The 23,096-nt window shown below is 60.4% G+C and carries 21 protein-coding genes and 1 riboswitch; of the genes, 15 read left to right on the top strand and 6 right to left on the bottom strand.

Translation table 11 applies throughout. From position 1 onward, the window contains the following. Positions 1–9 precede the first annotated feature (9 nt). From msbA to RMV17_RS02290, 7 genes are all read left to right on the top strand, one after another. Entirely contained in the window at positions 10–1,836 is a 1,827-nt protein-coding gene (gene msbA / locus RMV17_RS02260) for a lipid A export permease/ATP-binding protein MsbA (RefSeq protein WP_093430136.1), read from the top strand. Further along, positions 1,830–2,726: a GNAT family N-acetyltransferase gene (locus RMV17_RS02265; protein ID WP_311885265.1), complete on the top strand. Its 897-nt coding sequence runs from the start codon at positions 1,830–1,832 to the stop codon at positions 2,724–2,726. The genes msbA and RMV17_RS02265 overlap by 7 nt, the downstream gene beginning before the upstream one ends. A 4-nt stretch (positions 2,727–2,730) precedes the next feature. After that, positions 2,731–4,131 (top strand): PIG-L family deacetylase, encoded by a 1,401-nt coding sequence (locus tag RMV17_RS02270; protein WP_311885267.1) that lies wholly within the window; start codon positions 2,731–2,733, stop codon positions 4,129–4,131. Between the two features lie 64 nt (positions 4,132–4,195). Next, positions 4,196–5,617: a bifunctional D-glycero-beta-D-manno-heptose-7-phosphate kinase/D-glycero-beta-D-manno-heptose 1-phosphate adenylyltransferase HldE gene (hldE, locus tag RMV17_RS02275; RefSeq protein ID WP_034151682.1), complete on the top strand. Its 1,422-nt coding sequence runs from the start codon at positions 4,196–4,198 to the stop codon at positions 5,615–5,617. A gap of 130 nt (positions 5,618–5,747) precedes the next feature. Further along, entirely contained in the window at positions 5,748–6,722 is a 975-nt protein-coding gene (locus tag RMV17_RS02280; protein WP_311885269.1) for a glycosyltransferase, read from the top strand. Continuing rightward, complete coding sequence (locus RMV17_RS02285) at positions 6,723–7,409, top strand: hypothetical protein (protein ID WP_108224374.1); 687 nt, start codon at positions 6,723–6,725, stop codon at positions 7,407–7,409. A 58-nt stretch (positions 7,410–7,467) separates the two neighbouring features. After that, complete coding sequence (locus tag RMV17_RS02290) at positions 7,468–8,268, top strand: hypothetical protein (RefSeq protein WP_311885273.1); 801 nt, start codon at positions 7,468–7,470, stop codon at positions 8,266–8,268. A 4-nt stretch (positions 8,269–8,272) separates the two neighbouring features. Here the strand turns inward: RMV17_RS02290 and RMV17_RS02295 are convergent, their stop codons facing one another. The 4 genes from RMV17_RS02295 to RMV17_RS02310 form a co-directional block, all read right to left on the bottom strand. Then, on the bottom strand, positions 8,273–9,235 hold the full coding sequence (locus RMV17_RS02295) for a hypothetical protein (RefSeq protein ID WP_034151678.1): 963 nt from the start codon (positions 9,233–9,235) through the stop codon (positions 8,273–8,275). Between the two features lie 31 nt (positions 9,236–9,266). Then, positions 9,267–10,079, bottom strand: coding sequence for an aldo/keto reductase (locus tag RMV17_RS02300; protein ID WP_311885276.1), 813 nt, complete (start codon positions 10,077–10,079; stop codon positions 9,267–9,269). Then, positions 10,076–11,251: an FAD-dependent oxidoreductase gene (locus tag RMV17_RS02305; protein WP_311885278.1), complete on the bottom strand. Its 1,176-nt coding sequence runs from the start codon at positions 11,249–11,251 to the stop codon at positions 10,076–10,078. Before RMV17_RS02305 ends, RMV17_RS02300 begins: the two co-directional genes overlap by 4 nt. A 117-nt stretch (positions 11,252–11,368) precedes the next feature. Further along, a complete protein-coding gene (locus RMV17_RS02310; protein WP_007915730.1) occupies positions 11,369–11,701 on the bottom strand; it encodes a DMT family transporter in 333 nt (110 codons plus the stop codon). A 109-nt stretch (positions 11,702–11,810) separates the two neighbouring features. Between RMV17_RS02310 and RMV17_RS02315 the strand changes: the two genes are divergently transcribed. After that, complete coding sequence (locus RMV17_RS02315; protein WP_108224377.1) at positions 11,811–12,707, top strand: LysR family transcriptional regulator; 897 nt, start codon at positions 11,811–11,813, stop codon at positions 12,705–12,707. 11 nt (positions 12,708–12,718) lie between these two features. Then, positions 12,719–13,993: a lipid IV(A) 3-deoxy-D-manno-octulosonic acid transferase gene (waaA, locus tag RMV17_RS02320; protein WP_311885282.1), complete on the top strand. Its 1,275-nt coding sequence runs from the start codon at positions 12,719–12,721 to the stop codon at positions 13,991–13,993. Between the two features lie 83 nt (positions 13,994–14,076). On the opposite strand, the gene RMV17_RS02325 is transcribed toward waaA, so the two are convergent. Continuing rightward, complete coding sequence (locus RMV17_RS02325; protein WP_034151673.1) at positions 14,077–15,510, bottom strand: TolC family outer membrane protein; 1,434 nt, start codon at positions 15,508–15,510, stop codon at positions 14,077–14,079. Between the two features lie 206 nt (positions 15,511–15,716). After that, a riboswitch (TPP riboswitch) is annotated at positions 15,717–15,822 on the top strand. 146 nt (positions 15,823–15,968) lie between these two features. Here RMV17_RS02325 and thiC point away from each other — a divergent pair. Both thiC and cytX read left to right on the top strand, forming a co-directional pair. After that, the gene (gene thiC / locus RMV17_RS02330) at positions 15,969–17,858 is read left to right on the top strand and encodes a phosphomethylpyrimidine synthase ThiC (protein ID WP_007915736.1); all 1,890 of its coding nucleotides are present in this window, start codon (positions 15,969–15,971) and stop codon (positions 17,856–17,858) included. Between the two features lie 110 nt (positions 17,859–17,968). Beyond that, positions 17,969–19,261 carry a putative hydroxymethylpyrimidine transporter CytX gene (gene cytX, locus RMV17_RS02335; protein ID WP_311885287.1) on the top strand — a complete coding sequence of 431 codons (1,293 nt, stop codon included), beginning with the start codon at positions 17,969–17,971 and terminating at the stop codon, positions 19,259–19,261. Here cytX and RMV17_RS02340 read toward each other — a convergent pair. After that, positions 19,230–19,976, bottom strand: a complete 747-nt coding sequence (locus tag RMV17_RS02340; protein ID WP_311885289.1) for an RsiV family protein — start codon at positions 19,974–19,976, stop codon at positions 19,230–19,232. The two genes, cytX and RMV17_RS02340, sit on opposite strands and share 32 nt — an antisense overlap. Before the next feature lie 227 nt (positions 19,977–20,203). Here RMV17_RS02340 and RMV17_RS02345 point away from each other — a divergent pair, with 227 nt between their 5' ends. The 4 genes from RMV17_RS02345 to RMV17_RS02360 all read left to right on the top strand — a co-directional run bounded on the left by RMV17_RS02345 (position 20,204) and on the right by RMV17_RS02360 (position 23,091). Further along, on the top strand, positions 20,204–20,821 hold the full coding sequence (locus RMV17_RS02345; RefSeq protein WP_108224381.1) for an NUDIX domain-containing protein: 618 nt from the start codon (positions 20,204–20,206) through the stop codon (positions 20,819–20,821). After that, a complete protein-coding gene (locus RMV17_RS02350; RefSeq protein ID WP_034151669.1) occupies positions 20,812–21,264 on the top strand; it encodes a DUF1249 domain-containing protein in 453 nt (150 codons plus the stop codon). The genes RMV17_RS02345 and RMV17_RS02350 overlap by 10 nt, the downstream gene beginning before the upstream one ends. Positions 21,265–21,363: 99 nt before the next feature. After that, positions 21,364–22,179, top strand: a complete 816-nt coding sequence (gene cpdA / locus RMV17_RS02355; RefSeq protein ID WP_108224382.1) for a 3',5'-cyclic-AMP phosphodiesterase — start codon at positions 21,364–21,366, stop codon at positions 22,177–22,179. Between the two features lie 303 nt (positions 22,180–22,482). Beyond that, entirely contained in the window at positions 22,483–23,091 is a 609-nt protein-coding gene (locus RMV17_RS02360) for a YqiA/YcfP family alpha/beta fold hydrolase (protein WP_311885295.1), read from the top strand. Positions 23,092–23,096: the final 5 nt, after the last annotated feature.

Genomic DNA, 23,096 nt, shown 5'->3' on the forward strand with positions numbered 1-23,096 from the left:
CGGATCACCATGAGCAGTCCTGAACCGAAAGCCCAGTCCACGCTGGCGATCTATTTCCGCCTTTTGGCTTACGTGCGGCCTTATGCCGGCCTTTTCCTTCTCAGCATCGTCGGGTTTTTGATTTTCGCATCGACTCAACCGATGCTCGCTTACATCCTCAAATATTTTGTCGACGGTCTGGCCAATCCTGAGGCCAGTCTGTTCCCGGGCAACCCTTATCTGGGCAAGCTGCAGCTGCTCGAGACCGTGCCACTGATGATTGTATTCATCGCACTGTGGCAAGGCGTGGGGTCGTACCTGGGTAACTTCTTCCTGGCGCGGGTTTCGTTGGGTCTGGTGCATGACTTGCGGGTGGTGCTGTTCAACAAATTGCTGGAGTTGCCCAATCGCTTCTTCGACAAGAACAATTCCGGCCATCTGATTTCCCGAATCACCTTCAACGTGACGATGGTCACCGGTGCGGCAACGGATGCGATCAAAGTCGTCATCCGTGAAGGCATGACCGTGATTTTCCTGTTCTGCACGCTGTTGTGGATGAACTGGAAACTCACCTTGGTGATGGTCGCCATCCTGCCGTTGATCGGTTTGATGGTGAACAGCACCAGCAAGAAATTCCGCAAGCAAAGCAAGAAGATTCAGGTCTCGATGGGGAACGTCACGCACGTCGCCTCCGAGACCATTCATGGCTACCGCGTTGTGCGCAGCTTCGGCGGCGAGCAGTACGAAAAGGATCGCTTTCGCGATGCCAGCCAGAGCAACACCGACAAGCAGTTGACGATGACCAAGACCGGCGCGGTTTACACGCCGATGCTGCAACTGGTGACGTACAGCGCCATGGCGGTGGTCATGTTCCTCGTGCTGTACCTTCGCGGCGACGCTTCGCCGGGCGATCTGGTGGCTTACATCACCATGGCCGGTTTGCTGCCCAAGCCGATCCGTCAGTTGTCGGAAGTCAGCTCGACCATTCAGAAAGGTGTGGCCGGTGCCGAAAGCATTTTCGAGCAACTGGATGAGCCAGCGGAAGTGGATCAAGGCACGGTCGAGCAGGATCGTCTCGAAGGTCGTCTGGAAGTGCGCAATCTGAGTTTCCACTACCCCGACACCGACAAGGCGGTGCTTAACGACATCAGCTTCGTCGTCGAGCCGGGGCAGATGGTCGCTCTGGTGGGGCGCTCGGGCAGTGGCAAGTCGACCCTGGCCAGCCTGATTCCACGCTTCTATCAGCATGATCACGCGCAGGGCCAGATCCTGCTCGATGGCGTGCAGGTGCAGGACTTCACCTTGCGCAGCCTGCGTCGGCAGATTGCACTGGTGACCCAGCAGGTCACGCTGTTCAACGATACGGTGACCAACAACATCGCCTACGGCGATCTGGCCGGCGCACCGTTCGATGAGGTCAAGCGCGCGGCTACCGAGGCGTATGCCGACGAGTTCATCATCAAGATGCCGCAGGGCTACGAAACCATGGTCGGCGAAAACGGCGTGCTGCTGTCCGGCGGCCAGCGTCAGCGCATCGCCATTGCCCGGGCGCTGCTCAAGGATGCGCCGCTGCTGATTCTCGACGAGGCTACTTCCGCGCTTGATACCGAGTCGGAGCGGCATATTCAGGCAGCGCTGGATCATGTGGTGAAAAACCGCACGACCCTGGTGATCGCCCACCGCTTGAGCACCATCGAGAAAGCCGACCTGATTCTGGTCATGGACGAAGGCCGTATTGTCGAGCGTGGCTCTCACGCGCAATTGCTCGAGCAGAACGGCTATTACGCGCGTCTGCATGCCAAAGAGTTTGAAGAGGGTGACGAACCTCAGCCGGCACACGCGACCGACGTATGCTGACGATGTTTCGCAGCTTTCGCGAGCGTGGCTGGAGCGAAATCGACCGCGACATCTACGCTCAAGCCTGGCAGCGTTTCGGTGGCAGCTTTGCCACGCATCCCGAAGTCGTCGAGCGCTTGTCGACGTTCCTTGGCATCGAATTACGCTACCTGGGCTGGATCGTGGGTGGTGATGTGCTGGCCGCCATCCCTTGCTGGGGGCGGCATGTCGCGTTGTCCAAGGAAGTGCTCAAGCGCGAGGGCAAGCGCGGATTGCTGGACATGGGCAATGCGGAAATCATTCTGCCGATCGCAGCCGATGTCAGCGTGCCGGTGCGCCAGCGCATGGCGTATGTGTCCCAGCTCAATGCCGGGCAGATCAGCACGTTGAAGCCGCAGCCCGAAGGCCTGGCCCTGGCCCGGTTGCCGGAAGAGTATTCGAAGAAGTTTCGCTACAACCAGCGTCGTGAGCAGCGCCTGCTGGAAGAGGCCGGTGGATCACTGGTGCCGATGTCCGACTTTACCCCGCAGGAACAAGCCGCTGCTTACGGTGATTTGTTTCAGCGTCGCTGGGGCTTTGAGGTGCCGGGCAAGGCCGGGCTGGTTGAGGTCTTTACTTTGTTGCGCGAGTTCATGACCGGTTCGGTGGCGATGCTCGATTCGGCACCCGTGGCCATTCAAGTGCTGTACCGGGTCGAGGCCCCGCAATGGGTGTCGCTGGAGTACATCAACGGTGGCGTCGATCCGCAGAGCCGCGAGTTCAGTCCCGGCAGCGTGCTGAGTTTCGTCAACACCCAAGAGGCCTGGGCGCACGCGCAAGCGCTGGGCAAACCTCTGCGTTATTCATTCGGTCGTGCCGACCGTGAGTACAAGGATCGCTGGTGCCATACGGTGCCGGTCTACAAGGTCTGAATTCATGAGTGCTCGCAAGCAACAGCTTCTCAAGGCCCATCGGCGTAACAAACGTCTGTTCCTGATCGCCTTTCTGGCGGGGTTGTTGCTGATCGGATGGCTGGTTGCGTGGTGGCTGGTGCCATTGTTGCTGGTGCTGGCCTGGATCGCACACGAGGCCTGGTTCGCCGATCATCTGTTCTATCGGCCTGCTGACGACTATCAATACAACTTTCCAGCGCAAGCGGCCCGCCAGAGTGTGAGCCTTGAGGGCAGTCTGTTGCGTCTGAGCGAGCCGCTGGCGCAGGGCGAGACATTGGTACTCGAGCTTGAAGTGAAATCCACTTGGCTGGGGCGTTGGCTCGATCCCTGCGTTGAGGTGGGCGATGATCGCCAGGACTTCGAGCGCGGCGTCAAAGGGCGGCGTTTCCTTAATCTGTCCGGTCAGGCCGATGCGCTGGCGCAAGGTACTCTGGCGCTGCGTGGCCGATATTGCGTACCGGCTGCGACCGGTGTGTTGTGGGTCATGGCCAATCCTGAGTATTCCCGCCAGCGGGTGATGGTCATTGCTCCCCATGCCGATGATGCGGAACTCGCCGCATTCGGCCTGTACAGTCGTTGCGAAGACGTCAGTATCGTCACCCTGACCCAAGGCGAGATCGAAGCTGAAGACTTCCAGCGTCTTGGCCTTGATCAAGCCGCAGCGGCACGTTTGAAGGGCCGTTTGCGCAGTTGGGACAGTCTGGTGATCCCTCTTTGGGGGGGCGTGCCTGCCGATCGCTGCGTGCAATTGGGTTATTACTGCCTGCAACTGCCCTCGATGGCCGAAGCGCCTGCGAAGGCGTTCGGCTCTCGTGAGTCGCAGGAAAACGATGTGCGCAGCGTGCGCCGGCACAATCCGTTGACCCTGCCTGCCGACATCGATGGGCAGCCGACCTGGCAAAATCTACTGGGCGACCTGAAGGCCCTGCTTGAGCACTATCGTCCAGAAGTGGTGGTGACGCCCCATCCTGAGCTCGATCCCCACAGCGATCACGTAGCCTCGACCCGGGCGTTGCTTGAGGCTATCGCGCTGAGTAGCTGGAAGCCGACAACCCTGCTGATGTACGCCAATCACCTGCACGACAACGATCGTTGGCCGATGGGGCCAGCCGGTGCCGGTATTGCGTTGCCACCGGCCATCGAGCCGTTGCCGGCTGACCGGCTGTGGAGTCCGCTGCTGTCCGCGGAGGTGCAACTGGACAAAGCCATGGCCTTGGCCATGGAGCACGATCTGCAGGGCGAACAGGTGTTCAAACGGCAATTGCGCCGCTGGATCCAGCAGGTGCTGGCGGGGCGTCGCTGGCCTGAAACGGGCAGTAACGAGTTTTTCCGCAAGGCGGTCCGGCGCCACGAGTTGTTCTGGGTGCGCGACCTTTCAGATTGAGGCGGACGGCGCTTTACCCTGTGTTAATATCGCGCCCCTGTTCATTTTGTATGTGGGTTGCTCCATGAAGTTGTCCATGCCGCGTTTCGATCAAGCCCCGGTCTTGGTAGTCGGCGATGTCATGCTCGACCGTTACTGGCATGGCGGAACCTCACGGATTTCCCCTGAGGCGCCGGTGCCGGTCGTTAAGGTCGAGCAGATCGAAGATCGTCCGGGCGGTGCCGCGAACGTTGCCTTGAACATTGCCGCGCTGGGTGCGCCGGCGTCGCTGGTCGGTGTGACCGGCGACGACGAAGCCGCCGACAGCCTGAGCAACAGTCTCAAAGGCGCGGGCGTACGCGCTCTGTTCCAGCGCATTGCGCACCAGCCAACCATCGTCAAGCTGCGGGTCATGAGCCGGCACCAGCAACTGCTGCGTATCGACTTTGAAGAACCGTTCGCCACCGACGCTCTGGCCCTTGGTTCGCAGGTCGATGACCTGCTCGAAGGCATCAAGGTACTGGTGCTCTCCGACTACGGCAAAGGTGCCCTGAAAAACCATCAGGCACTGATCCAGGCCGCCCGCGCGAAGAACATTCCGGTGCTGGCCGACCCGAAGGGCAAGGATTTCTCGATCTATCGCGGCGCCAGCCTGATCACCCCCAACCTCAGCGAATTCGAAGCCATCGTCGGCGGTTGTGTCGATGAGCATGAGCTGGTGAGCAAGGGCGCTGCGCTGATGCACGACCTCGAACTCGGTGCGCTGCTGGTAACGCGTGGCGAGCATGGCATGACCCTGTTGCGCCCGGACCAACCGGCGCTGCACCTGCCGGCCCGTGCCCGTGAAGTGTTCGATGTCACCGGTGCTGGCGACACGGTGATCTCCACCCTGGCTGCAGCGATTGCCGCCGGTGAAGACCTGCCCCACGCCGTCGCGCTGGCCAATCTGGCCGCCGGCATCGTGGTTGGCAAACTCGGTACGGCCGCCATCAGTGCCCCGGAACTGCGTCGCGCCATTCAGCGTGAAGAAGGTTCCGAGCGTGGTGTTCTGGGTCTTGAACAGTTGCTGCTCGCCGTGGCCGATGCCCGCGCGCACAACGAAAGGATCGTCTTCACCAACGGCTGCTTCGACATCCTGCATGCCGGGCATGTCACCTATCTGGAGCAGGCACGGGCACAGGGCGATCGTCTGATTGTCGCGGTCAACGATGATGCTTCGGTCAGCCGCCTCAAAGGCCCGGGCCGTCCGATCAACAGCGTTGATCGACGCATGGCGGTTCTCGCCGGCCTCGGCGCGGTGGACTGGGTGATCAGCTTCCCTGAAGGCACCCCGGAAAATCTGCTGCGCGAAGTTAAACCGGACGTGCTGGTCAAGGGTGGCGATTACGGCATCGATCAGGTGGTCGGCGCCGATATCGTTACCGCTTATGGCGGCACCGTAAAGGTCTTGGGGCTTGTGGAAAACAGCTCGACAACGGCGATTGTCGAGAAGATTCGCAGTCGTTGATCAGATGAACTTTTACCGTTGTGTACTGCGTGTGAACGGATTTTGCCTTGGGGATTTTACCGTTTCCGTTGATGTAGGCAGCTTTGAATCCGATGCGCTTGCCTGCCTACGTCGCGTGGTCAATTAATCTATGAAAGTCATGCTCCTGGTGATGGACGAGCAGCGGGTCATTCTCGACCGGCTCTACGACATCGTGCAGCAGAACTGTGATGAATGTTTCATCTATCGTTTGAGCAAACAGCAGCAGTTGAATCTGGGGGCGTTTCTCGCCTCGGTCGATTACCAGACCTTCGATCGCGTGGTGATTTTCTCCCGGGTCAAACGTCTGGCGACACAACTGCGGGTGCTCAAATGCATACCCGGGCTGGTCTTTCTCGAGCACGACGCCTATCAGAACTACATGCCAGCGAGTAAGTATCGCGGTGTGTATTCAAGGCTCTACCGCCGCCTGCCGAGTTGTCGTGCACTGGTGTCCGGTGCTGTTGTCGCGCGCAAGATGCAGGCGGAAGGTATCGACACGGTGTTCGTCTCCAAGGGTTATGACGAACAGATGCTGCACAATACTGGCGTTGAGCGGGACATTCCCATTGGCTTTCTTGGCAGCCTGAAAAGCACCGAGTACGCCGAGCGTAAAGCCATGCTCGAGTCGCTCTCCAAGCGTACCGGGATGCTGGTAACCCGCACCAAGTCGGGTGAGGAGTACCTGCAGACGCTCAATCGCATCATGATTTTCGTCAGTGCCGACATCGGCATGAACGAGTTCATGATCAAGAACTACGAAGCCATGGCATGCGGCTGTGTGCTGCTGGCCTGGAGTCAGGGCGAAGAAGACCGCTTGCTCGGCTTTGAAGACATGCACAACACCGTGTTCTACCGCAGCGAAGAAGAGGCGGTGGAGAAGATCAAGCTGCTGCAAAGCGATCCGGACCTGGCAGAGCGCATTGCCCGCAACGGCCAGGAGTTCGCGCAAAACCGCTATTCCTTCGCCCGTGTCGGTCAGGCGCTGGCCACGGAAATCCAGCGTGAGATGCGCCCGTGGCAACCGCCTTCGGCGTTCACACGCTTCTGGGTGAAGCTGCGTTACGGGATGAAGGTGCCGGTCTGAATGAAGGACGAACACATGGCGCTGGATGCGCTGCCCGGTGGTGATCAGTCCGTACTGGGGGCTTTACCTCCAGAACTTCTCGACTGTCTGAGCCGTGCGCCTCGGGTTGTGCTGATTGCCAACAATCCGGCCATCACCGCAGAGGACTTTCAGGCACTGAACATTGGCGTCGATGACGTCGTCGTCAGCTTCAATGCCTGCATCAAGGCAGCGCTGCTCAACGAGCACAGCGTCAATCTCTTCGTGCATGGCTATAACGCGCCGGATGCGTATTTTTTTGGTCTGCCTTACGCGCCGCCGCTACAGCGGATGTTCGAGCAGTCGAGCGAGCGCTGTTTCAGCATGCTGGTGGGCTGCGCCGCACCGATGTGCCCACTGCCACGTGTGGCCATGTACTGGGATCGCATTCCACTGCCGCCACTATGGAACTACCCGGTCGATCGCCCGGGTGGCAAGCGCTACGTCGGGCCTTCCACCGGTTTCAACACGCTGGTGTTGTTCGACTGGTTGCGCGCTCATGCCGGTTTCAGCTATCAGCTCATGACGCTGGGTTTTTCCAACGAAGCAGGAAAGTTGTGGGGTGGCCATGCCTGGGACTATGAGCGTGACTGGCTGCAGAAGTCGGACATCATCGTGGTGCCGCTGCAGCCCCGTCGCTGGTGGCAAAAGTTGTTCCGGCAGAAGTAAGCGATATCGTCTATCCGGTTGGCAGCAGGCCCGACCTACTTTCAAAAGGTGCTGTTGAGTGTTGAAAATTGCCGTGGCTTTTTTCGGGATCCCGAGAAATTCGCCGATCTGTTTCCCTTCCATCGAACAGAACGTGCTGGCGCAGCTGCCTGCGGGCAGCGACGTGAAGTGCTTCTACCATCTGTACAAGATCGATGAGGTGCAGAACACGCGGTCCGGCGAAACAGGCGAATTGAAGGCTGATAATTATCAGCCCTTCGAGTCGATGACCGGTGCACTTACTTCGACCGCAGGCGTGCTGGAGCGCTGGGATTTCGAGCAGGTCAAGGCACAGGGCGACACTTGGGCCGATGACTATGCGTCATTGCGCAACTTGATCTATCAGCTCAACTCACTGCACACCGTGACCGCGATGATCGAATCCTTCAATCCGGATTTCGTCGTGTTCGTGCGACCGGATAACTTTTTCCACACGGCGTTGCCCGGCTATGTGTTCAATCATCCGCAGGTGCGGCGACACAATGTCTACATTCCGGACTGGCAGTGGTGGGGCGGTTTGAACGACCGTTTTGCCGTGTGTGGGCGCGATACCTATGTCGCGTACGGCAAGCGCATCGAGCGCATTTTCGAATTCTGCAAGGCGACAGGTCGCAAGCTGCATTCCGAACGCTTGCTCAAATATGCACTGCAGCAGGTGGATGCGAAAATCTGCACGCTGCCGACCCAGGCATCACGGGTGCGCATTACCGGCGCATTTGCCGAAGAATCGTTTTCGCCCAAGCGCGGCATGGGCAAGCGCGAAAACCGCTATTTTCATTTCTTCGCCGGGTTGCGTACCTGGTGGGATCGCCGCCGCTAAACCGCTATTTGGCGGTTTTTTTGCCCAGACCGACCAATCGCAGCGCCTTGATACTCAACTGCTTGAGCCCCTGACGCGGGGTTTTCGCCGGTTGCAGGCCCTGTTGCACCAGCCAGTCCTTCCAGCGAATCCGCTCCTCGCGCACGACCCAGCCGGTTTGGGTCGCAAAGCTTTCGGCCAGGTACAGACCACGGGTGCTGGCCGGTACGAGTTTGTCGCGCTTGAGTGTGTACAACTCGGCCAGTGGTGCGCCGTCCTTGAGTGGCATCAAGTACAGGTCGGGCCGCTTGCGGTCGAGCCGTGCCACCAGTTGATCACCCTCCAGACGCTCATCGACATGGAACAGGCTCAGGGACTTGGCTTCCTTGGGCACATCCAGGCGCAAATCGTAGATCAATTGCAGTGACGCGGTCGGCAGGTGCACATAGGCCCGTGGCCGTTCGAGCAATTGCAGATTGGCGCTGCGTATGGGCCGCGCCGAGCCGGACAACGGGGTCAGGCGAAACGGCAGAGCCTCGCGATAATGCAACGCCGCCGAGTAGGGCGCCGGCAGCCAGGTCTCGTTGAAACGTCCGCCGAGCCAGCCTTCCGGTGTCTCGAGCAAGCACTCTTCGGCAATTTCCTGAATGGCCGTGTGCAGTGGAATATTCAATTCGTGGGCCGGCACGTAACCGGAAATCAATTTGAGCACGACGTCGCCGCGGTCCTGACGGCGCTGGCGCACCAGCACCCAATAGTCGCGATTCTGCCAATGCAGGGTCAGGCGCACCGAAACGCCGAGATTGGCCAGCTCCAGCGAGAAACGCTCAGTGTCGGCGACGCTCACCGGTTTGCGCCGCTGCAAGGTCTGCGCGAAGTTCAGCGGCATGCCGACGCTCTGGTAGGTCAGGCCTTCTGGGGTAGCTTCGACGAACAGCGGCAGGGTCTTGAAGTTGCTCGGGTTCTTTCTGATGAGCGTGCGCGGCATATCGGCTCCTGCTTAAGGCCGCGAGGCGGCGTCAGTGACCACGTAGGACCTGGGCAACGGTCGCAACGTTGTGGGCGAGGTGCAGCGGATTGATCGTCCCGACAATAGCACTGGCCACGCCAGGCTGCGCGAACAGCAATTCGAAGCTGGCGCGCACCGGATCCACGCCCGGACTCAAGCAGACGTGACCGCTGGCCAAGGCTTTTTTCACCAGAATGGCTTTGCCGTGGGCAGCAGCATAGTCAATGACAGCTTTCTCGTTTTGTTCGTTCAGATTGTAGGTGACCATCGCGCAGTCGCCTTGCTCCAGTGCTTTCAAGCCACCTTCGACGGTTTTGCCGGAGAAGCCGAAGCCGCGAATCTTGCCTTCGGCCTTGAGCGCCGCGAGGGTGACGTATACCTCTTCGTGCTCGAGGATGGCCATGTCGTTGCCGTCGGAATGCACCAGCACCAGGTCGATAAAATCGGTTTCAAGACGTTGCAGGCTGCGTTCCACCGACATCCGTGTGTGCGCCGCGCTGAAGTCGTGGCGCGACAGGCCATCGGCAAACTCCTCGCCGACCTTGCTGACGATTACCCAGTCTTGTCGCTGGCCGCGTAGCAACGGGCCGAGGCGTTCTTCGCTGCGGCCATAGGCCGGGGCGGTGTCGATGAGGTTGATGCCCAATTCCCGCGCCTGACGCAGCAGCATCCGCGCTTCGTCATCACCTGGGATCTGGAAACCGTTGGGGTATTTCACCCCTTGGTCGCGGCCGAGTTTGACCGTGCCCAGACCCAGTGGCGAAACCATCAGGCCGGTGCTGCCCAGCGGGCGATGAAAGTCATGCAGGCTGGCAATGGTCATGGCAGCAGTTGCTCCCAGGCTGGAACGCCCATCGGTGGTTTTGGCAGGGCCGGTAAAGGTTCAGAGGATTGCGGCTGGATGCCGTCGCGCTCGAGGGAGGCAATGACGCGATCGGCGAAGTCCGGCGCCAGCGCCAGTTTGGTCGGCCAGCCAACCAGCAAGCGACCCTGTTCGGCGAGGAAGGCGTTGTCCGGGCGCGTCAGGCCGGTTTGCAGCGGCTCGGCACGGTCCACTCGCAAGGTCGCCCATTGCGTAGTGCTGAGGTCGATCCAAGGCAACAACTGCGCAATCTCTTTCTGTGCGGTAGCGATCTGCTCGGCCGGCTCGCGGTGCACACCTTCGCTTTCGGCGATGTCGCCGCCCATGTACCAGACCCACTGGCCGTCAGCGGCCGGATGGGTGGTCACGGTGATGCGCGGTTTGGTGCCGCCGCCCAGGCAGTGGGCATACAGCGGTTTCAGGCCCGGGCCTTTGGCGATGATCATGTGCAGCGGGCGGCGTTGCATGGCCGGCTGGCTCAGACCGAGGTCTTCGAGCAGTTGGGCCGTACCAGCGCCGGCGCTGAGGACGATGCGCTGGGCGCGAATCTCGAGGCCGTCGACTCTCAAGCCGACCAGCACGCCCGCTTCCAGCAACGGTTCGATGGTCTGCCCGGCGAGCAGGCCATCGCCGGCCAGATCGGCCAGACGCTGGATCAGGCTCGGGACATCGACCACCAGTTCGGCGAGGCGATAAACCTTGCCCTTGAAGCGCTTGTCTTGCAGGGCCGGCGGCAGCTGCTCGCCCTTGACCTGATCGACCCGGCCGCGCACCGCTTTACTGGCGAAGAAACTGGTGAGGTTGCCGGCCAGAGTGCCCGGCGACCACAAATAGTGAGCTTCGGACAGCAGGCGCACACCGGACAGATCCAGTTCGCCATTGCCGGCCAGCGCTTCACGCCAGCGCCGCGGCATGTCGGCGATGGCTTCCGAGGCACCGGTCAGCGCACCGTGCAACGCGTATTTGGCGCCGCCGTGGATGATGCCCTGGGACTTCACACTCTGCCCGCCGCCGAGGCTGGCGCTTTCCACCAACACGGTCGAAAAACCCTGACGACGCAGGCGCGCATTCAGCCAGAGGCCGGCGACACCAGCGCCGACAATCAGAACGTCGGTGGAAATAACGGATGGCATGCAACGACCTCGGGGCTTAGAGAAGCCGCAAGTTTCAAGCTTCAAGCCGCAAGCTGCAACCCGGCGCTGGAAAATCAGCTCTGCTTGCCGCTCGGGGCTTGATGCTTGTCGCTGCTTTTAATGGCCGGCGGTTTTCGAGAACAACTGGATCACCACGACGCCAAGCACGATCAACGCCATCCCCAGCATCGCCGGGATATCCAGCTTCTGCCCGTAGATGAACAGCGCCGCGACGCTGACCATCACAATCCCCATACCCGCCCAGACCGCATAGGCCACGCCGACCGGAACGGTACGCACCACCAGCGTCAGCATCCAGAACGCAATCGCGTAACCGACGATAACCAGCACCAACGGCAGCGGCGTGCTGATGCCTTTGACGGCTTTCATCGACACAGTGGCGATCACTTCGGCGCAGATGGCAATGGCCAGGTAGGCGTAGGCGTTCATGTTCAAATCCTCAATGTGAAACGTTGCTTGCTGAGGCGGCATTCTAGTGATTCGTCAGATGGGGTAAAGTCATTACCTATCTGTTAAAGAGATGGGTCGGTGAATCAGCATGCAGTGGAATCTGGATCAACTTCGGGTGTTTGTCGACGTCGCCGAGCACCGCTCGTTTTCCGCCGTGGCGCGTCAGCAGCGTAAAGCGCAGTCGGCGATCAGCAGCGCGATTGCCATGCTCGAAGATGACTTGGGCGTCAGCCTGTTCGAGCGTAGCAGCGGCCGTCAGCCAACGCTCACCGAGGCGGGCGAAGCGCTGTTGGAAGAGGCGCGTGAAGTCCTGCGCCAATGCGAGCGTCTCAACGGTCGCGCCATGGCGATGATGCGCGGTCAGGAAGCGCAACTGCGCGTGGCCCAGGACGAGGCGATGCCCTATCAGGCATTGGTGGAAAGTTTCGGTGAACTGGCCGAGCAGTTCCCCAGCCTGGAAGTGCAACTGACCAGCGCCGCGCAAGGCGAGGTCGCGCGCAAACTGGTCGAGCGTCGTGCCGACCTCGGTCTGCTGTTTTATCACGATGAAATCCCCGAGGCGCTGGAGCGCCGAGTGCTGGGCAGTGTGGAAATGGTCACGGTCTGCGGCATCAATCATTCGCTGGCGAAGCAGTCTTATGTGACCTGCCAGCAACTGGCACAACATCGGCAATTGCTGATGTCGACGCAAACCAGTGTCTATCCCGGCAACGAGCCGGCCAGTCCGCAGGTGTGGCGCGCTGACAGTTTCTACGTGATGTCCGAATGGCTGGTGCGCGACCTCGGCTGGGCCTGGTTGCCGCGGCATGTGGTGCAGTACTCGGCCTATCAGGGTTTGATGGTCGAACTCGACAGCGAATGGACGCCACCCGCGCTGGTGGTCGAACTGGTCTGGCGCCGCGACGAACCCCTCGGCCCGGCCGCGCGCTGGCTGGCCGAACGTTTTGCCGTGCACTTGCGGGCGATCGGCGACAAAAGTCGATAAACTCCGCCGCCATGAATAGAACTCTGTACACCGCGCTGTTTTACCTGGGGCTGCCATTGGTGGCAATTCGGCTGTGGCTGCGCGCACGCAAGGCGCCGGCGTACGCCAAGCGGATTGGCGAACGTTTCTCCTACGGCATGCCGACACTGCAACCCGGCGGCATCTGGGTGCACGCGGTGTCGGTGGGCGAAAGCATCGCCGCCGCGCCGATGATCCGCGCCTTGCTGCAACGTTATCCGACGCTTCCGATCACCGTGACCTGCATGACCCCGACCGGTTCGGAGCGGATTCAGGCGCTGTTCGCCAATGAGCCGCGCATCCAGCATTGCTATTTGCCGTACGACTTGCCGTGTGCGGCGGCGCGTTTTCTTGATCGCGTTCAGCCCAAGCTCGCGGTGATCATGGAAACCGAGCTGTGGCCCAATCACATTCATCAGTGCGCCAAGCGCGGAATTGCGGTGGCATTGGCCAATGGACGCTTGTCCGAGCGTTCCGCCAAAGGCTATGGCCGCTTCAGCAAACTGACCGCGCCGATGCTCGCCGAAATGAGTTTGTTCGCCGTGCAGACCGAAACCGAAGCCCAGCGTTTCCGCGATCTGGGTGCGCGCCCGGAAACGGTCGAGGTCACCGGTTCGATCAAGTTCGACCTGACCATCGACCCGCAACTGCTGCAACGCGCCGCTGAACTGCGTGGCCAATGGCAGGCGCTGGAGCGTCCGGTGTGGATCGCCGCCAGCACACATGAAGGCGAGGACGAAGTGATCCTCGACGCCCATCGGCGCTTGCTGGCCAATCACCCGGATGCGTTGCTGATTCTGGTGCCACGTCACCCGGAACGCTTCAATTCAGTGTTCGAACTGTGCCAGCGCGAAGGCTTCGCCACGGTGCGACGTTCGACCGGCACCCATGTCGATGCGCAGACGAGCGTGCTGCTCGGCGACACCATGGGCGAGTTGCTGTTTCTCTATGCCTTGGCGGACAGCGCGTTTGTCGGCGGCAGTCTGGTGGCCAACGGTGGGCACAACCTGCTGGAGCCGGCAGCACTGGCGAAACCGGTGATCAGTGGCCCGCACCTGTTCAACTTCCTCGATATCGCCGCGCAATTGCGTGAAGCCGGGGCGTTGGCGGAAGTGGATGATGCCGAAGGGCTGGCGGTGGAGGTGCAACGCTTGTTCGAATTGCCGCGTGATGCGCAGCGTATGGCCGAGGCCGGGCTGGCGGTGATGCGCCGTAATCAGGGCGCGTTGCAGCGTTTGCTGGATGGCTTGGGCCGACTGATCAAGTAAAGCAAAAAGATCGCAGCCTTCGGCAGCTCCTACATTGGAATACGTTTCCTGTAGGAGCTGCCGAAGGCTGCGATCTTTTGTTTTTAAGGGCGGGCCTTGAGCTGCGCCTCGGCAGCCTTGGCCAGATCCGGCGGCAGGAAGTCCTTGTCCGGGTTGTAGTCAGCCTTCAGATAGCGCCGCAGATCTTCCAGATCACCCGGGTTCAACGTCCCCGCCGCCTGCTTCAAGCGCAGGTTGTCGAGAATGTAGTCGTAGCGCGTGTTGTTGTAATTGCGCACCGAGGTGTACAGCTGACGCTGCGCATCGAGCACGTCAACGATGTTGCGTGTACCGACCTGATAACCGATTTCCGTGGCTTCCACCGCGCTCTGGTTGGAGATGATCGACTGGCGGCGCGCCTGCACTTGCTCGACATCGGTGTTCACTGCGCGGTGCAGGTTGCGGGTGTTCTCGACGATTTGCCGACGAAGCGATTCGCGCTGTTGTTCGCTCTGATTCAGTTGCTCATACGACTGGCGCACTTGCGAGCTGGTCAGCCCGCCGCTGTAGATCGGGATGTTCAGTTGCAGGCCGACTGTGCTTTGTTCGACGTTGCCGTGATAAGGCGTGCCGAAAGAGTTCGGGTTGGCGAAACCCAACGCATCGTTGTCACCTTTTTCGTATTTGGCTACCGCATCAAGGGTCGGCAGGTGACCGGCCTTGCGCTGCTTCAACGTTTCTTCTGCCGAGCTGACGGCGAAGTTGCTGGCGAGCAGATTGAGGTTTTGCCGCGCCGCCGTGTCGACCCAGGATTTCGCATCGTTCGGCGCCGGCGGCAGGATCGGCAGCGTGTGGACGATGCCCTGAAGCGAGTTGTACTGGCGGTTGGTCAGGGTGATCAATGCTTCGAAGGCATCATCGACCTGACGCTGGGCAACGATGCGGTTGGCCCGGGCGGTGTCGTAACTGGCTTGCGATTGCAGGACGTCGGTCTTGTCCGACAGGCCAACATCGAAACGCTCGTTGGACTGATCGAGCTGGCGCTTGAACGCGGCTTCTTCGGCTTTGGTCGAGGCGAGGTTGTCCTGGCTGCGCAGTACGTTGAAATAGCTTTCCGCCGATTGCAGGATCAGGTTCTGTTCGGTCGCCGAGAGCTGCAATGCGGCTTGTTCGTTGACGTCCTTGGCCGCCTGATACTGGAACCAGCGATCTGCACGGAACAACGGCTGCGCCAGCGTCGCTTGATAAGAGTGAGCGCTGCGATTGGCAATGGCCGACGGCTGATCGATCGAGGTGCGCACGTTGGCGGTCTCGGCGCCGCCGGACAAATTCGGCAACAGCCCGGCGCGGGCCTGCGGCACCACTTCTTTCTGCGCGCCGTACTGCGCGCGGGCGGCGGCGAGGTCGGCGTTGTTGTCGACCGCCTCCTGATAGACGCTGACCAGATCGGTTTTGGTCGACAAAGGCGCTTCTGCTGCCCAGGCCATTGCGTTGGACGCACAAGACACGGCAACAGCCAGTGAGAGTTTGCGCAGCATGAGGCGATCCCTAGCATTAATATTATGGAAGTAATCCGGGCGCCAACGTTAAGGCGCAGGCCCCGCAGCGTCAAGGCGTGGCGGGGCAAAGCGAGTGTAGTTGTGCATTTGCCTCACAACAATCGGCCAAGCCCCTGTATTTATGCCATTCATCATGGTGTTTGCTGCGGTGTTGGCGTTCTTTGCCGGTTGTGTCTAGACTGGCCGGGTTCTTGTCGGGGTGCCTTGCTATGAGGCTGAGATCGAATAATTTCGGATCCCGTTGAACCTGATCAGGTTAGCGCCTGCGTAGGGAACAAGATTTCTCGTCACCCGGCGAGTCCTCTTGTGCTTCGTCCGGGAAATTGTTCGACAATCGAACGCTCGACGACGATGCACAGCACCGGTCCCGGTGCGTCCGTGCCTTTCAGGTTCTGCTCCGACAATCCACTGCCTGGATGCTGTCTGGAGAGCCCGTGATGACTACAAAATCAAAAAACGCGATCAACCTGAGTGACTCGGCCAAGGTCGATGAGCAATCGGTCAAGCCGTTCACCCGTTCGCAAAAAGTCTACGTTCAGGGCTCCCGCCCGGACATCCTCGTGCCGATGCGCGAAATCACCCTTGACGTGACGCCGACCGATTTCGGCGGCGAAATCAACGCGCCGGTGACCGTCTACGACACCTCGGGCCCGTACACCGATCCGAACGTGGTGATCGATGTGCGCAAAGGCCTCGCCGATGTGCGTTCGGCGTGGATCGACGACCGCGGCGACACCGAGCGTCTGGCGGGTCTGAGTTCCAACTTCGGTCGCGAACGCCTTGCCGATCCGGAATTGACCAAGCTGCGCTTTGCCCACGTCAACAACCCGCGCCGCGCCAAGGCCGGCGCCAACGTCACGCAAATGCACTATGCGCGTCAGGGCATCATCACGCCCGAGATGGAGTTCGTCGCCATCCGCGAAAACATGAAGCTTGAAGTGGCCCGCGCCGCTGGCTTGCTGGATCAGCAACACCCGGGCCACAGCTTCGGTGCCAGCGTGCCGAAAATCATCACCCCGGAATTTGTCCGTGAAGAGATCGCCCGCGGCCGCGCAATCATTCCGGCCAACATCAACCACACCGAACTGGAACCGATGATCATCGGCCGTAACTTCCTGGTGAAGATCAACGGCAATATCGGCAACAGCGCGCTGGGTTCGTCCATCGAAGAAGAAGTGGCGAAACTGACCTGGGGCATTCGCTGGGGCGCGGACAACATCATGGACTTGTCCACCGGCAAGCACATTCACGAAACCCGCGAGTGGATCATCCGCAACTCGCCGGTGCCGATCGGCACGGTGCCGATCTATCAGGCACTGGAAAAAGTCGGCGGGGCGGCCGAAGACCTGACCTGGGAGCTGTTCCGCGACACGCTGATCGAGCAGGCCGAGCAGGGCGTCGACTACTTCACCATTCACGCCGGCGTGTTGCTGCGCTACGTGCCGCTGACCGCCAAACGCGTGACCGGTATCGTGTCCCGTGGTGGTTCTATCATGGCCAAGTGGTGCCTGGCGCATCACAAGGAAAACTTCGCCTACACGCATTTCGAAGAAATCTGCGAAATCATGAAAGCCTATGACGTCAGCTTCTCGCTGGGCGATGGCTTGCGTCCGGGGTCGATTGCCGACGCCAACGATGCCGCGCAATTCGGCGAACTGGAAACCCTCGGCGAACTGACCAAGATCGCCTGGAAGCACGACGTGCAAACCATGATCGAAGGCCCGGGCCACGTGCCGATGCAGTTGATCAAAGAGAACATGGACAAGCAGCTGGAGTGCTGCGACGAGGCGCCGTTCTACACCCTCGGCCCACTGACCACCGACATAGCGCCGGGCTACGACCACATCACCTCGGGTATCGGTGCAGCGATGATCGGCTGGTTCGGTTGCGCGATGCTTTGCTACGTGACGCCGAAGGAACACTTGGGCCTGCCGAACAAGGATGACGTGAAGACCGGGATCATCACTTACAAGATCGCGGCGCACGCAGCGGACTTGGCCAAAGGACATCCGGGCGCACAGATTCGCGATAACGCCTTGAGCAAGGCGCGTTTCGAATTCCGTTGGGAAGACCAGTTCAACCTCGGTCTGGACCCGGATACCGCGCGTTCGTATCACGATGAAACCCTGCCGAAGGATTCGGCGAAGGTCGCGCATTTCTGTTCGATGTGCGGGCCGAAATTCTGCTCGATGAAGATCACCCAGGAAGTCCGTGAATACGCGGCCAACCAGCGGATCGACGCGGTCGACGTGGACGTCGCCCAAGGCCTGGCGGAACAGGCCGAGCGGTTCAAAAAGGAAGGCAGTCAGCTGTACAAGAAAGTCTAGCCCCGAGCGGCAAGCCACAAGCTGCAAGATCAGAAGCAGTCCGCGCACTGCTTCTAACTTGTAGCTCGCAGCTTGCAGCTTTTTCTCTGCTCCTTTTTGAGATAACACCCTTGAGCATTCAACCCAGCACCTATTCTCCCGATCTCGCCGTACCCGCCGACAAGCGTGTGTTCGGCGGTCGTGATCTGTTTTCCCTGTGGTTCTCCCTCGGCATCGGCCTGATGGTTTTGCAGACCGGTGCATTGCTCGCGCCTGGCCTCGGCCTGTCCGGTTCGCTGCTGGCGATTTTGCTTGGCACGCTGGTCGGCGTACTGTTGCTGGCCGCCGTCGGCGTGATCGGCAGCGATACCGGCCTGTCGTCGATGGCCGCCCTCAAACTGAGCCTCGGCAGCAAAGGCGCGAGCCTGCCGGCGCTGCTTAATCTGCTGCAACTGATCGGTTGGGGCTCGTTCGAAATCATCGTCATGCGCGACGCCGCCAGCCTGCTCGGCACCCGCGCGTTCAGCGAAGGTTCGCTGTGGTCGAACCCGATGTTGTGGACGCTGTTTTTCGGCGCCCTGGCGACTCTGCTTGCGGTCAGCGGACCGCTGACTTTCGTCCGGCAGATCCTGCGCAAGTGGGGCATCTGGTTGCTGCTGGCGGCGTGCCTGTGGCTGACCTGGAACCTGTTCGCCAAAGCCGATCTGGCCGATCTCTGGTCGCGTGCCGGTGACGGTTCGATGCCATTTGCCGTGGGCTTCGACATTGCCATTGCGATGCCGCTGTCGTGGCTGCCGCTGATCGCCGACTACTCGCGTTTCGGCAAACGCGCAAAGAATGTTTTCGGTGGCACGGCTGTCGGGTTTTTCATCGGCAATTTCTGGCTGATGAGCCTCGGCGTTGCCTACACATTGGCCTTCGCGCCGAGCGGTGAAGTCAACGCGCTGCTGCTGGCACTCGCCGGCGCCGGACTGGGCATTCCTTTGCTGCTGATTCTGCTCGATGAGTCGGAAAACGCCTTCGCCGATATTCACTCGGCGGCGGTTTCGAGCGGGATTCTGTTGCGCCTGAAAGTCGAGCATCTGGCCTTGGCCATCGGCGTGATCTGCACGCTGATCGCACTGCTGGCGCCGTTGGCGCAGTACCAGAACTTCCTGCTGTTGATCGGTTCAGTGTTTGCGCCGCTGTTCGGCGTGGTGCTGGTGGATCACTTCATCCTGCGCAAGCGCAGTGCTCAGGTCGCATCGGCTGCATTGCGCTGGCCGGCGTTGTTGGCGTGGCTGGGTGGCGTGAGCACCTACCATTTGCTGGCGAATCTGTATCCGGATGTCGGCGCAACCCTGCCGGCGCTGGTGCTGGCAGGGCTGTTGCAGCTAGTGCTCGGTCGGGCCTTCAGTTACGGCCGGGAAACAGCTCAGGCTTGAGAATGCCGTTCAGGCGCGGGTAAGGAATCTTCAGTTCGACGTGGCCCAGCGCGTAAGGCGCAATGGTGCTCACGTCGTACTTGAGGATCACGCCGCCATAGGTCAGCGCCACGTTCGGGGTTTTCACGAACGGCCAGCTCTTCACAAAGTCCGCTTCCTGATCGAGCTTGGTGCTGATCAACCAGCTGTTGTGCGCGACCTGCGCTGCCTTCCAGAACGCCTCTTCCTGACCCGGCACAAGCATGTCGGACAGGTTCAGTACTTTGTGCTGCTGGCGCGAATAATTGATGAAACCGCGACCCGGTGTGCCATGGGCGCCGCCGGTGTCGAGGTAGCTCGACACCTCGATGATCACCAAGCCGTCATGCTGCTCGCGTACTTTTGCTTGCAAGTAGCTGCTGTTGCGCGGACTGGCGCTGGCCAGGAACTGATCACGGTAGGCCGCCAGGGTTGGCGCTACCGGGGCGTTTTTCTCTGTGCGGGTCATTTGCAGCAGGCGTTTTTCGATGATGCCGTCCAGCGCAGGTTCGGCCGGGAAGCGCAGGGTGTCGATGTTCACCAGCGGGCAATCCGGGTTGGAACAGCCCGGTTTCAGTTGTTCCGACGCATCGCGGGTGGTCTCCAGCGGCGTGCGGTAGTTGGGCTGGAACAGGCTTGCGCACGCGCCGAGGGTCAGGGCGATGGCGGCCACGGAGGCAATTTTGAAAAGCGACATGGGCGTCCTTTCGAAAGCAGGGGAAGGCAAAAAGATATCCGCTTCGACTCTCGCAGAAGCAGTCAGTTCGCCACTAAGCTAATTAGAGTGGGTTTCGCCTCCACCGTCCATCCCGCTGACGGTAAAGGGGCTGCATCAAACGGTGCGGGCGCGTTAGGATGGCGCGAAGTCGAGGTTGCCAGTAACAAGCGGCAACTCGTAATGGATCTGCAGTAAAGAGGATGCTCATGACTGATTTTGCCAACGCCATTCCGACCACCGTCGACGTCGTGCGACGCGAACGCTGCTACGAGGGTTTTTACAAACTCGACCGTTTGCACCTGCGCCATGAATTGTTCGCCGGTGGCATGAGCCGCGAGATCAACCGTGAAGTGTTTGTGCGCCACGACGCGGTGTGCATGCTGCCCTACGATCCGCAGCGCGACGAAGTGGTGTTGATCGAACAGTTCCGCGTCGGTGCCATGGGCAAGGCCGACAATCCGTGGCTGGTCGAGCTGGTCGCTGGTCTGATCGACAAGGATGAACAACCGGAAGAAGTTGCTCACCGCGAGGCGCAGGAGGAAGCTGGGCTGGACATCAAGGCCTTGTGGCCGATGACCAAATATTTCCCGTCGCCGGGCGGCAGCAACGAGTTCGTGCATTTGTATCTGGGGCGTTGCAGCACTGACGGCGTTGGCGGCCTGCATGGCCTGGAAGAAGAGGCAGAAGATATCCGCGTCACGGTCTGGGCCTTTGAAGATGCCTTGCAGGCCGTCCGTGACGGTCGCATTGCCAACGCGGCGAGCATCATCGCTTTGCAGTGGCTGGCGCTGAACCGCGCCGAAGTGAGGGGGTTATGGTCGTAAACAAGTTGCGCGATCGTTATCGAGTCGACCTCGTGGGGCTGCAAGCCGCCTGCGAGGCCAACTATGCGCGCCTGATGCGACTGGTGCCGGACATGCGCAACGAGCCTGAGGCGCGGCGCATCGCCGTGACCCAGGGCGAGCAGATGCTCGGCGTGCTGGCCCTCGAAGTGCTGCAAACCTGCCCGTACACCACCACCTTGCAAGTGCGCCAGGAACACAGCCTGCCATGGCTACCGGTCCCGCAACTGGAAGTGCAGGTCTATCACGACGCGCGCATGGCCGAAGTGGTCAGCGCCGAACATGCACGACGCTTTCGTGGTATCTACCCTTACCCGAACGCGGCCATGCATCAACCTGATGAAAAGGCCCAGCTCAATCTGTTCCTGGGGGAATGGTTGAGTCATTGCCTGGCGCTGGGGCACGAGTACGAAGTCGTTCGTTAGTTGTGAACTGCGTCCGGTTCGGCGGTTTCCTCTTTTACTGATCCCCCAGCATAATTGCCGCACTTGATCGATTCCGTGCTTTTGCCTTGGGAGAACGCCTTGCCGAGCGTATCCACGTTGACCACCGCCGATACGGCGCTGCTGGTGCAGTTGTCCGACAGCCATCTGTTCGCTGAAACGGATGGCACGCTGCTGGGCATGAACACCCGCGACAGCCTGCAAAAGGTCATTGAGTTGGTGCTGGAGCAGCAGCCGCAGATCGATCTGATTCTGGCCACTGGCGATATTTCACAGGACGGCACGCTGGAGTCGTATCAGCAGTTTCGCCAGATGAGCGCGCAGATCGCTGCGCCGGCGCGCTGGATTCCCGGCAACCACGACGAACCGATGATCATGGCCCAGGCCGCTGTGCAGAGTGCCTTGCTGGAATCGGTGGTCGATATCGGTAACTGGCGGGTGACTTTGCTGGATTCGGCGGTGCCGGGTTCGGTGCCGGGTTTTCTGCAGGACGATCAACTGCAACTGCTGGCCCGCTCGTTGAGCGAAGCGCCGGAGCGCCATCATCTGGTGTGTTTTCACCATCATCCGGTGTCGATCGGTTGCGCGTGGATGGAGCCGATTGGCTTGCGCAATCCTGAAGCGTTTTTCGACGTGCTGGATCGTTTTCCACAGGCCCGGGCAGTGTTGTGGGGGCATGTGCATCAGGAGATCGATCGCCAGCGTAATGGCGTGCGCTTGATGGCTTCGCCTTCGACGTGCATTCAGTTTGAGCCGGGGAGTGAGGATTTCAAGGTGGGGGAGCAGGCGCCTGGGTATCGCTGGTTGCGGTTGTTGCCGGATGGGCGGTTGGAAACCGGGGTTGAACGTGTCACCGGTTTCGCCTTCACTGTCGATTACGGCTCCAACGGCTATTGAGCGACAAATCAAAACCCTCATCGGAACGCCGCCCGCCCAGCCCTCTCCCGGAGGGAGAGGGAGCCGACCGAGGTGTCTGGCGTCATACGCCGACCTGAAAGAGTGTGTCGATTATGGATTCGGTGAAGAACTTTCAGGTCGGCGTACTTCTGAAATATCCCCCAATCAGTCCCCTCTCCCTCCGGGAGAGGGCTAGGGTGAGGGCCGCACCTGCTGAATGACCAATTTCTCGAAACCACCCCCCAATCCAATCTTCTCTCCCTGTAAACTCCGCAAACCCAAACCGACACCCAGGGAGCTCAAATGTCCGGTTCGATCCTCTATATCCACGGTTTCAACAGCGCCCCGGCCTCAAAAAAGGCCTGTCAGCTGGTGACGGTGATGGAGCAACTGGGTTTGAGCGACAAGCTGCGTGTCCCGGCACTGCATCACCATCCGCGCGAAGCCATCGGTCAGTTGGAGCAGGCAATCGCCGAGCTGGGCAGCCCGCTGCTGGTGGGAAGCTCACTCGGCGGCTACTATGCGACTCACTTGGCCGAGCGCCATGGCCTGAAAGCCTTGCTGGTCAACCCGGCGGTCAGCCCGCACCGGATGTTCGACGGCTATCTGGGCCCGCAGAAAAACCTGTATACCGATGAAACCTGGGAATTGACCCACGACCACGTCACCGCTCTGGCTGAACTGGAAGTGCCGGCGCCTCAGGATGCCCAGCGCTATCAGGTCTGGTTGCAGACCGGCGATGAAACACTGGATTATCGCCTCGCCCAGCAGTATTACCGGGCCTGTGCCTTGCGCATTCAGGCCGGCGGCGATCACAGTTTCCAGGGTTTTGCCCGGCAATTGCCGGCGTTGCTGAGTTTTGCCGGCATTGGCGCCGATGTGTATCAGGCAATCGATTTCACCGCATTGTGAAGTCT

The organism is Pseudomonas sp. VD-NE ins (assembly GCF_031882575.1).
GTDB lineage: Bacteria > Pseudomonadota > Gammaproteobacteria > Pseudomonadales > Pseudomonadaceae > Aquipseudomonas > Aquipseudomonas fluorescens_BZ.

Excerpts from the sequence above, each read along its gene's own strand:
- RMV17_RS02295 (WP_034151678.1), bottom strand. The coding sequence starts at position 9,235 with ATGCCGCGCACGCTCATCAGAAAGAACCCGAGCAACTTCAAGACCCTG.
- RMV17_RS02315 (WP_108224377.1), top strand. The coding sequence starts at position 11,811 with ATGCAGTGGAATCTGGATCAACTTCGGGTGTTTGTCGACGTCGCCGAG.
- RMV17_RS02340 (WP_311885289.1), bottom strand. The coding sequence starts at position 19,976 with ATGTCGCTTTTCAAAATTGCCTCCGTGGCCGCCATCGCCCTGACCCTC.
- RMV17_RS02305 (WP_311885278.1), bottom strand. The coding sequence starts at position 11,251 with ATGCCATCCGTTATTTCCACCGACGTTCTGATTGTCGGCGCTGGTGTC.
- RMV17_RS02310 (WP_007915730.1), bottom strand. The coding sequence starts at position 11,701 with ATGAACGCCTACGCCTACCTGGCCATTGCCATCTGCGCCGAAGTGATC.
- RMV17_RS02270 (WP_311885267.1), top strand. The coding sequence starts at position 2,731 with ATGAGTGCTCGCAAGCAACAGCTTCTCAAGGCCCATCGGCGTAACAAA.
- waaA (WP_311885282.1), top strand. The coding sequence starts at position 12,719 with ATGAATAGAACTCTGTACACCGCGCTGTTTTACCTGGGGCTGCCATTG.
- RMV17_RS02300 (WP_311885276.1), bottom strand. The coding sequence starts at position 10,079 with ATGACCATTGCCAGCCTGCATGACTTTCATCGCCCGCTGGGCAGCACC.
- RMV17_RS02325 (WP_034151673.1), bottom strand. The coding sequence starts at position 15,510 with ATGCTGCGCAAACTCTCACTGGCTGTTGCCGTGTCTTGTGCGTCCAAC.
- RMV17_RS02285 (WP_108224374.1), top strand. The coding sequence starts at position 6,723 with ATGAAGGACGAACACATGGCGCTGGATGCGCTGCCCGGTGGTGATCAG.
- hldE (WP_034151682.1), top strand. The coding sequence starts at position 4,196 with ATGAAGTTGTCCATGCCGCGTTTCGATCAAGCCCCGGTCTTGGTAGTC.
- RMV17_RS02265 (WP_311885265.1), top strand. The coding sequence starts at position 1,830 with ATGCTGACGATGTTTCGCAGCTTTCGCGAGCGTGGCTGGAGCGAAATC.
- msbA (WP_093430136.1), top strand. The coding sequence starts at position 10 with ATGAGCAGTCCTGAACCGAAAGCCCAGTCCACGCTGGCGATCTATTTC.
- thiC (WP_007915736.1), top strand. The coding sequence starts at position 15,969 with ATGACTACAAAATCAAAAAACGCGATCAACCTGAGTGACTCGGCCAAG.
- RMV17_RS02360 (WP_311885295.1), top strand. The coding sequence starts at position 22,483 with ATGTCCGGTTCGATCCTCTATATCCACGGTTTCAACAGCGCCCCGGCC.
- RMV17_RS02280 (WP_311885269.1), top strand. The coding sequence starts at position 5,748 with ATGAAAGTCATGCTCCTGGTGATGGACGAGCAGCGGGTCATTCTCGAC.
- RMV17_RS02345 (WP_108224381.1), top strand. The coding sequence starts at position 20,204 with ATGACTGATTTTGCCAACGCCATTCCGACCACCGTCGACGTCGTGCGA.
- RMV17_RS02350 (WP_034151669.1), top strand. The coding sequence starts at position 20,812 with ATGGTCGTAAACAAGTTGCGCGATCGTTATCGAGTCGACCTCGTGGGG.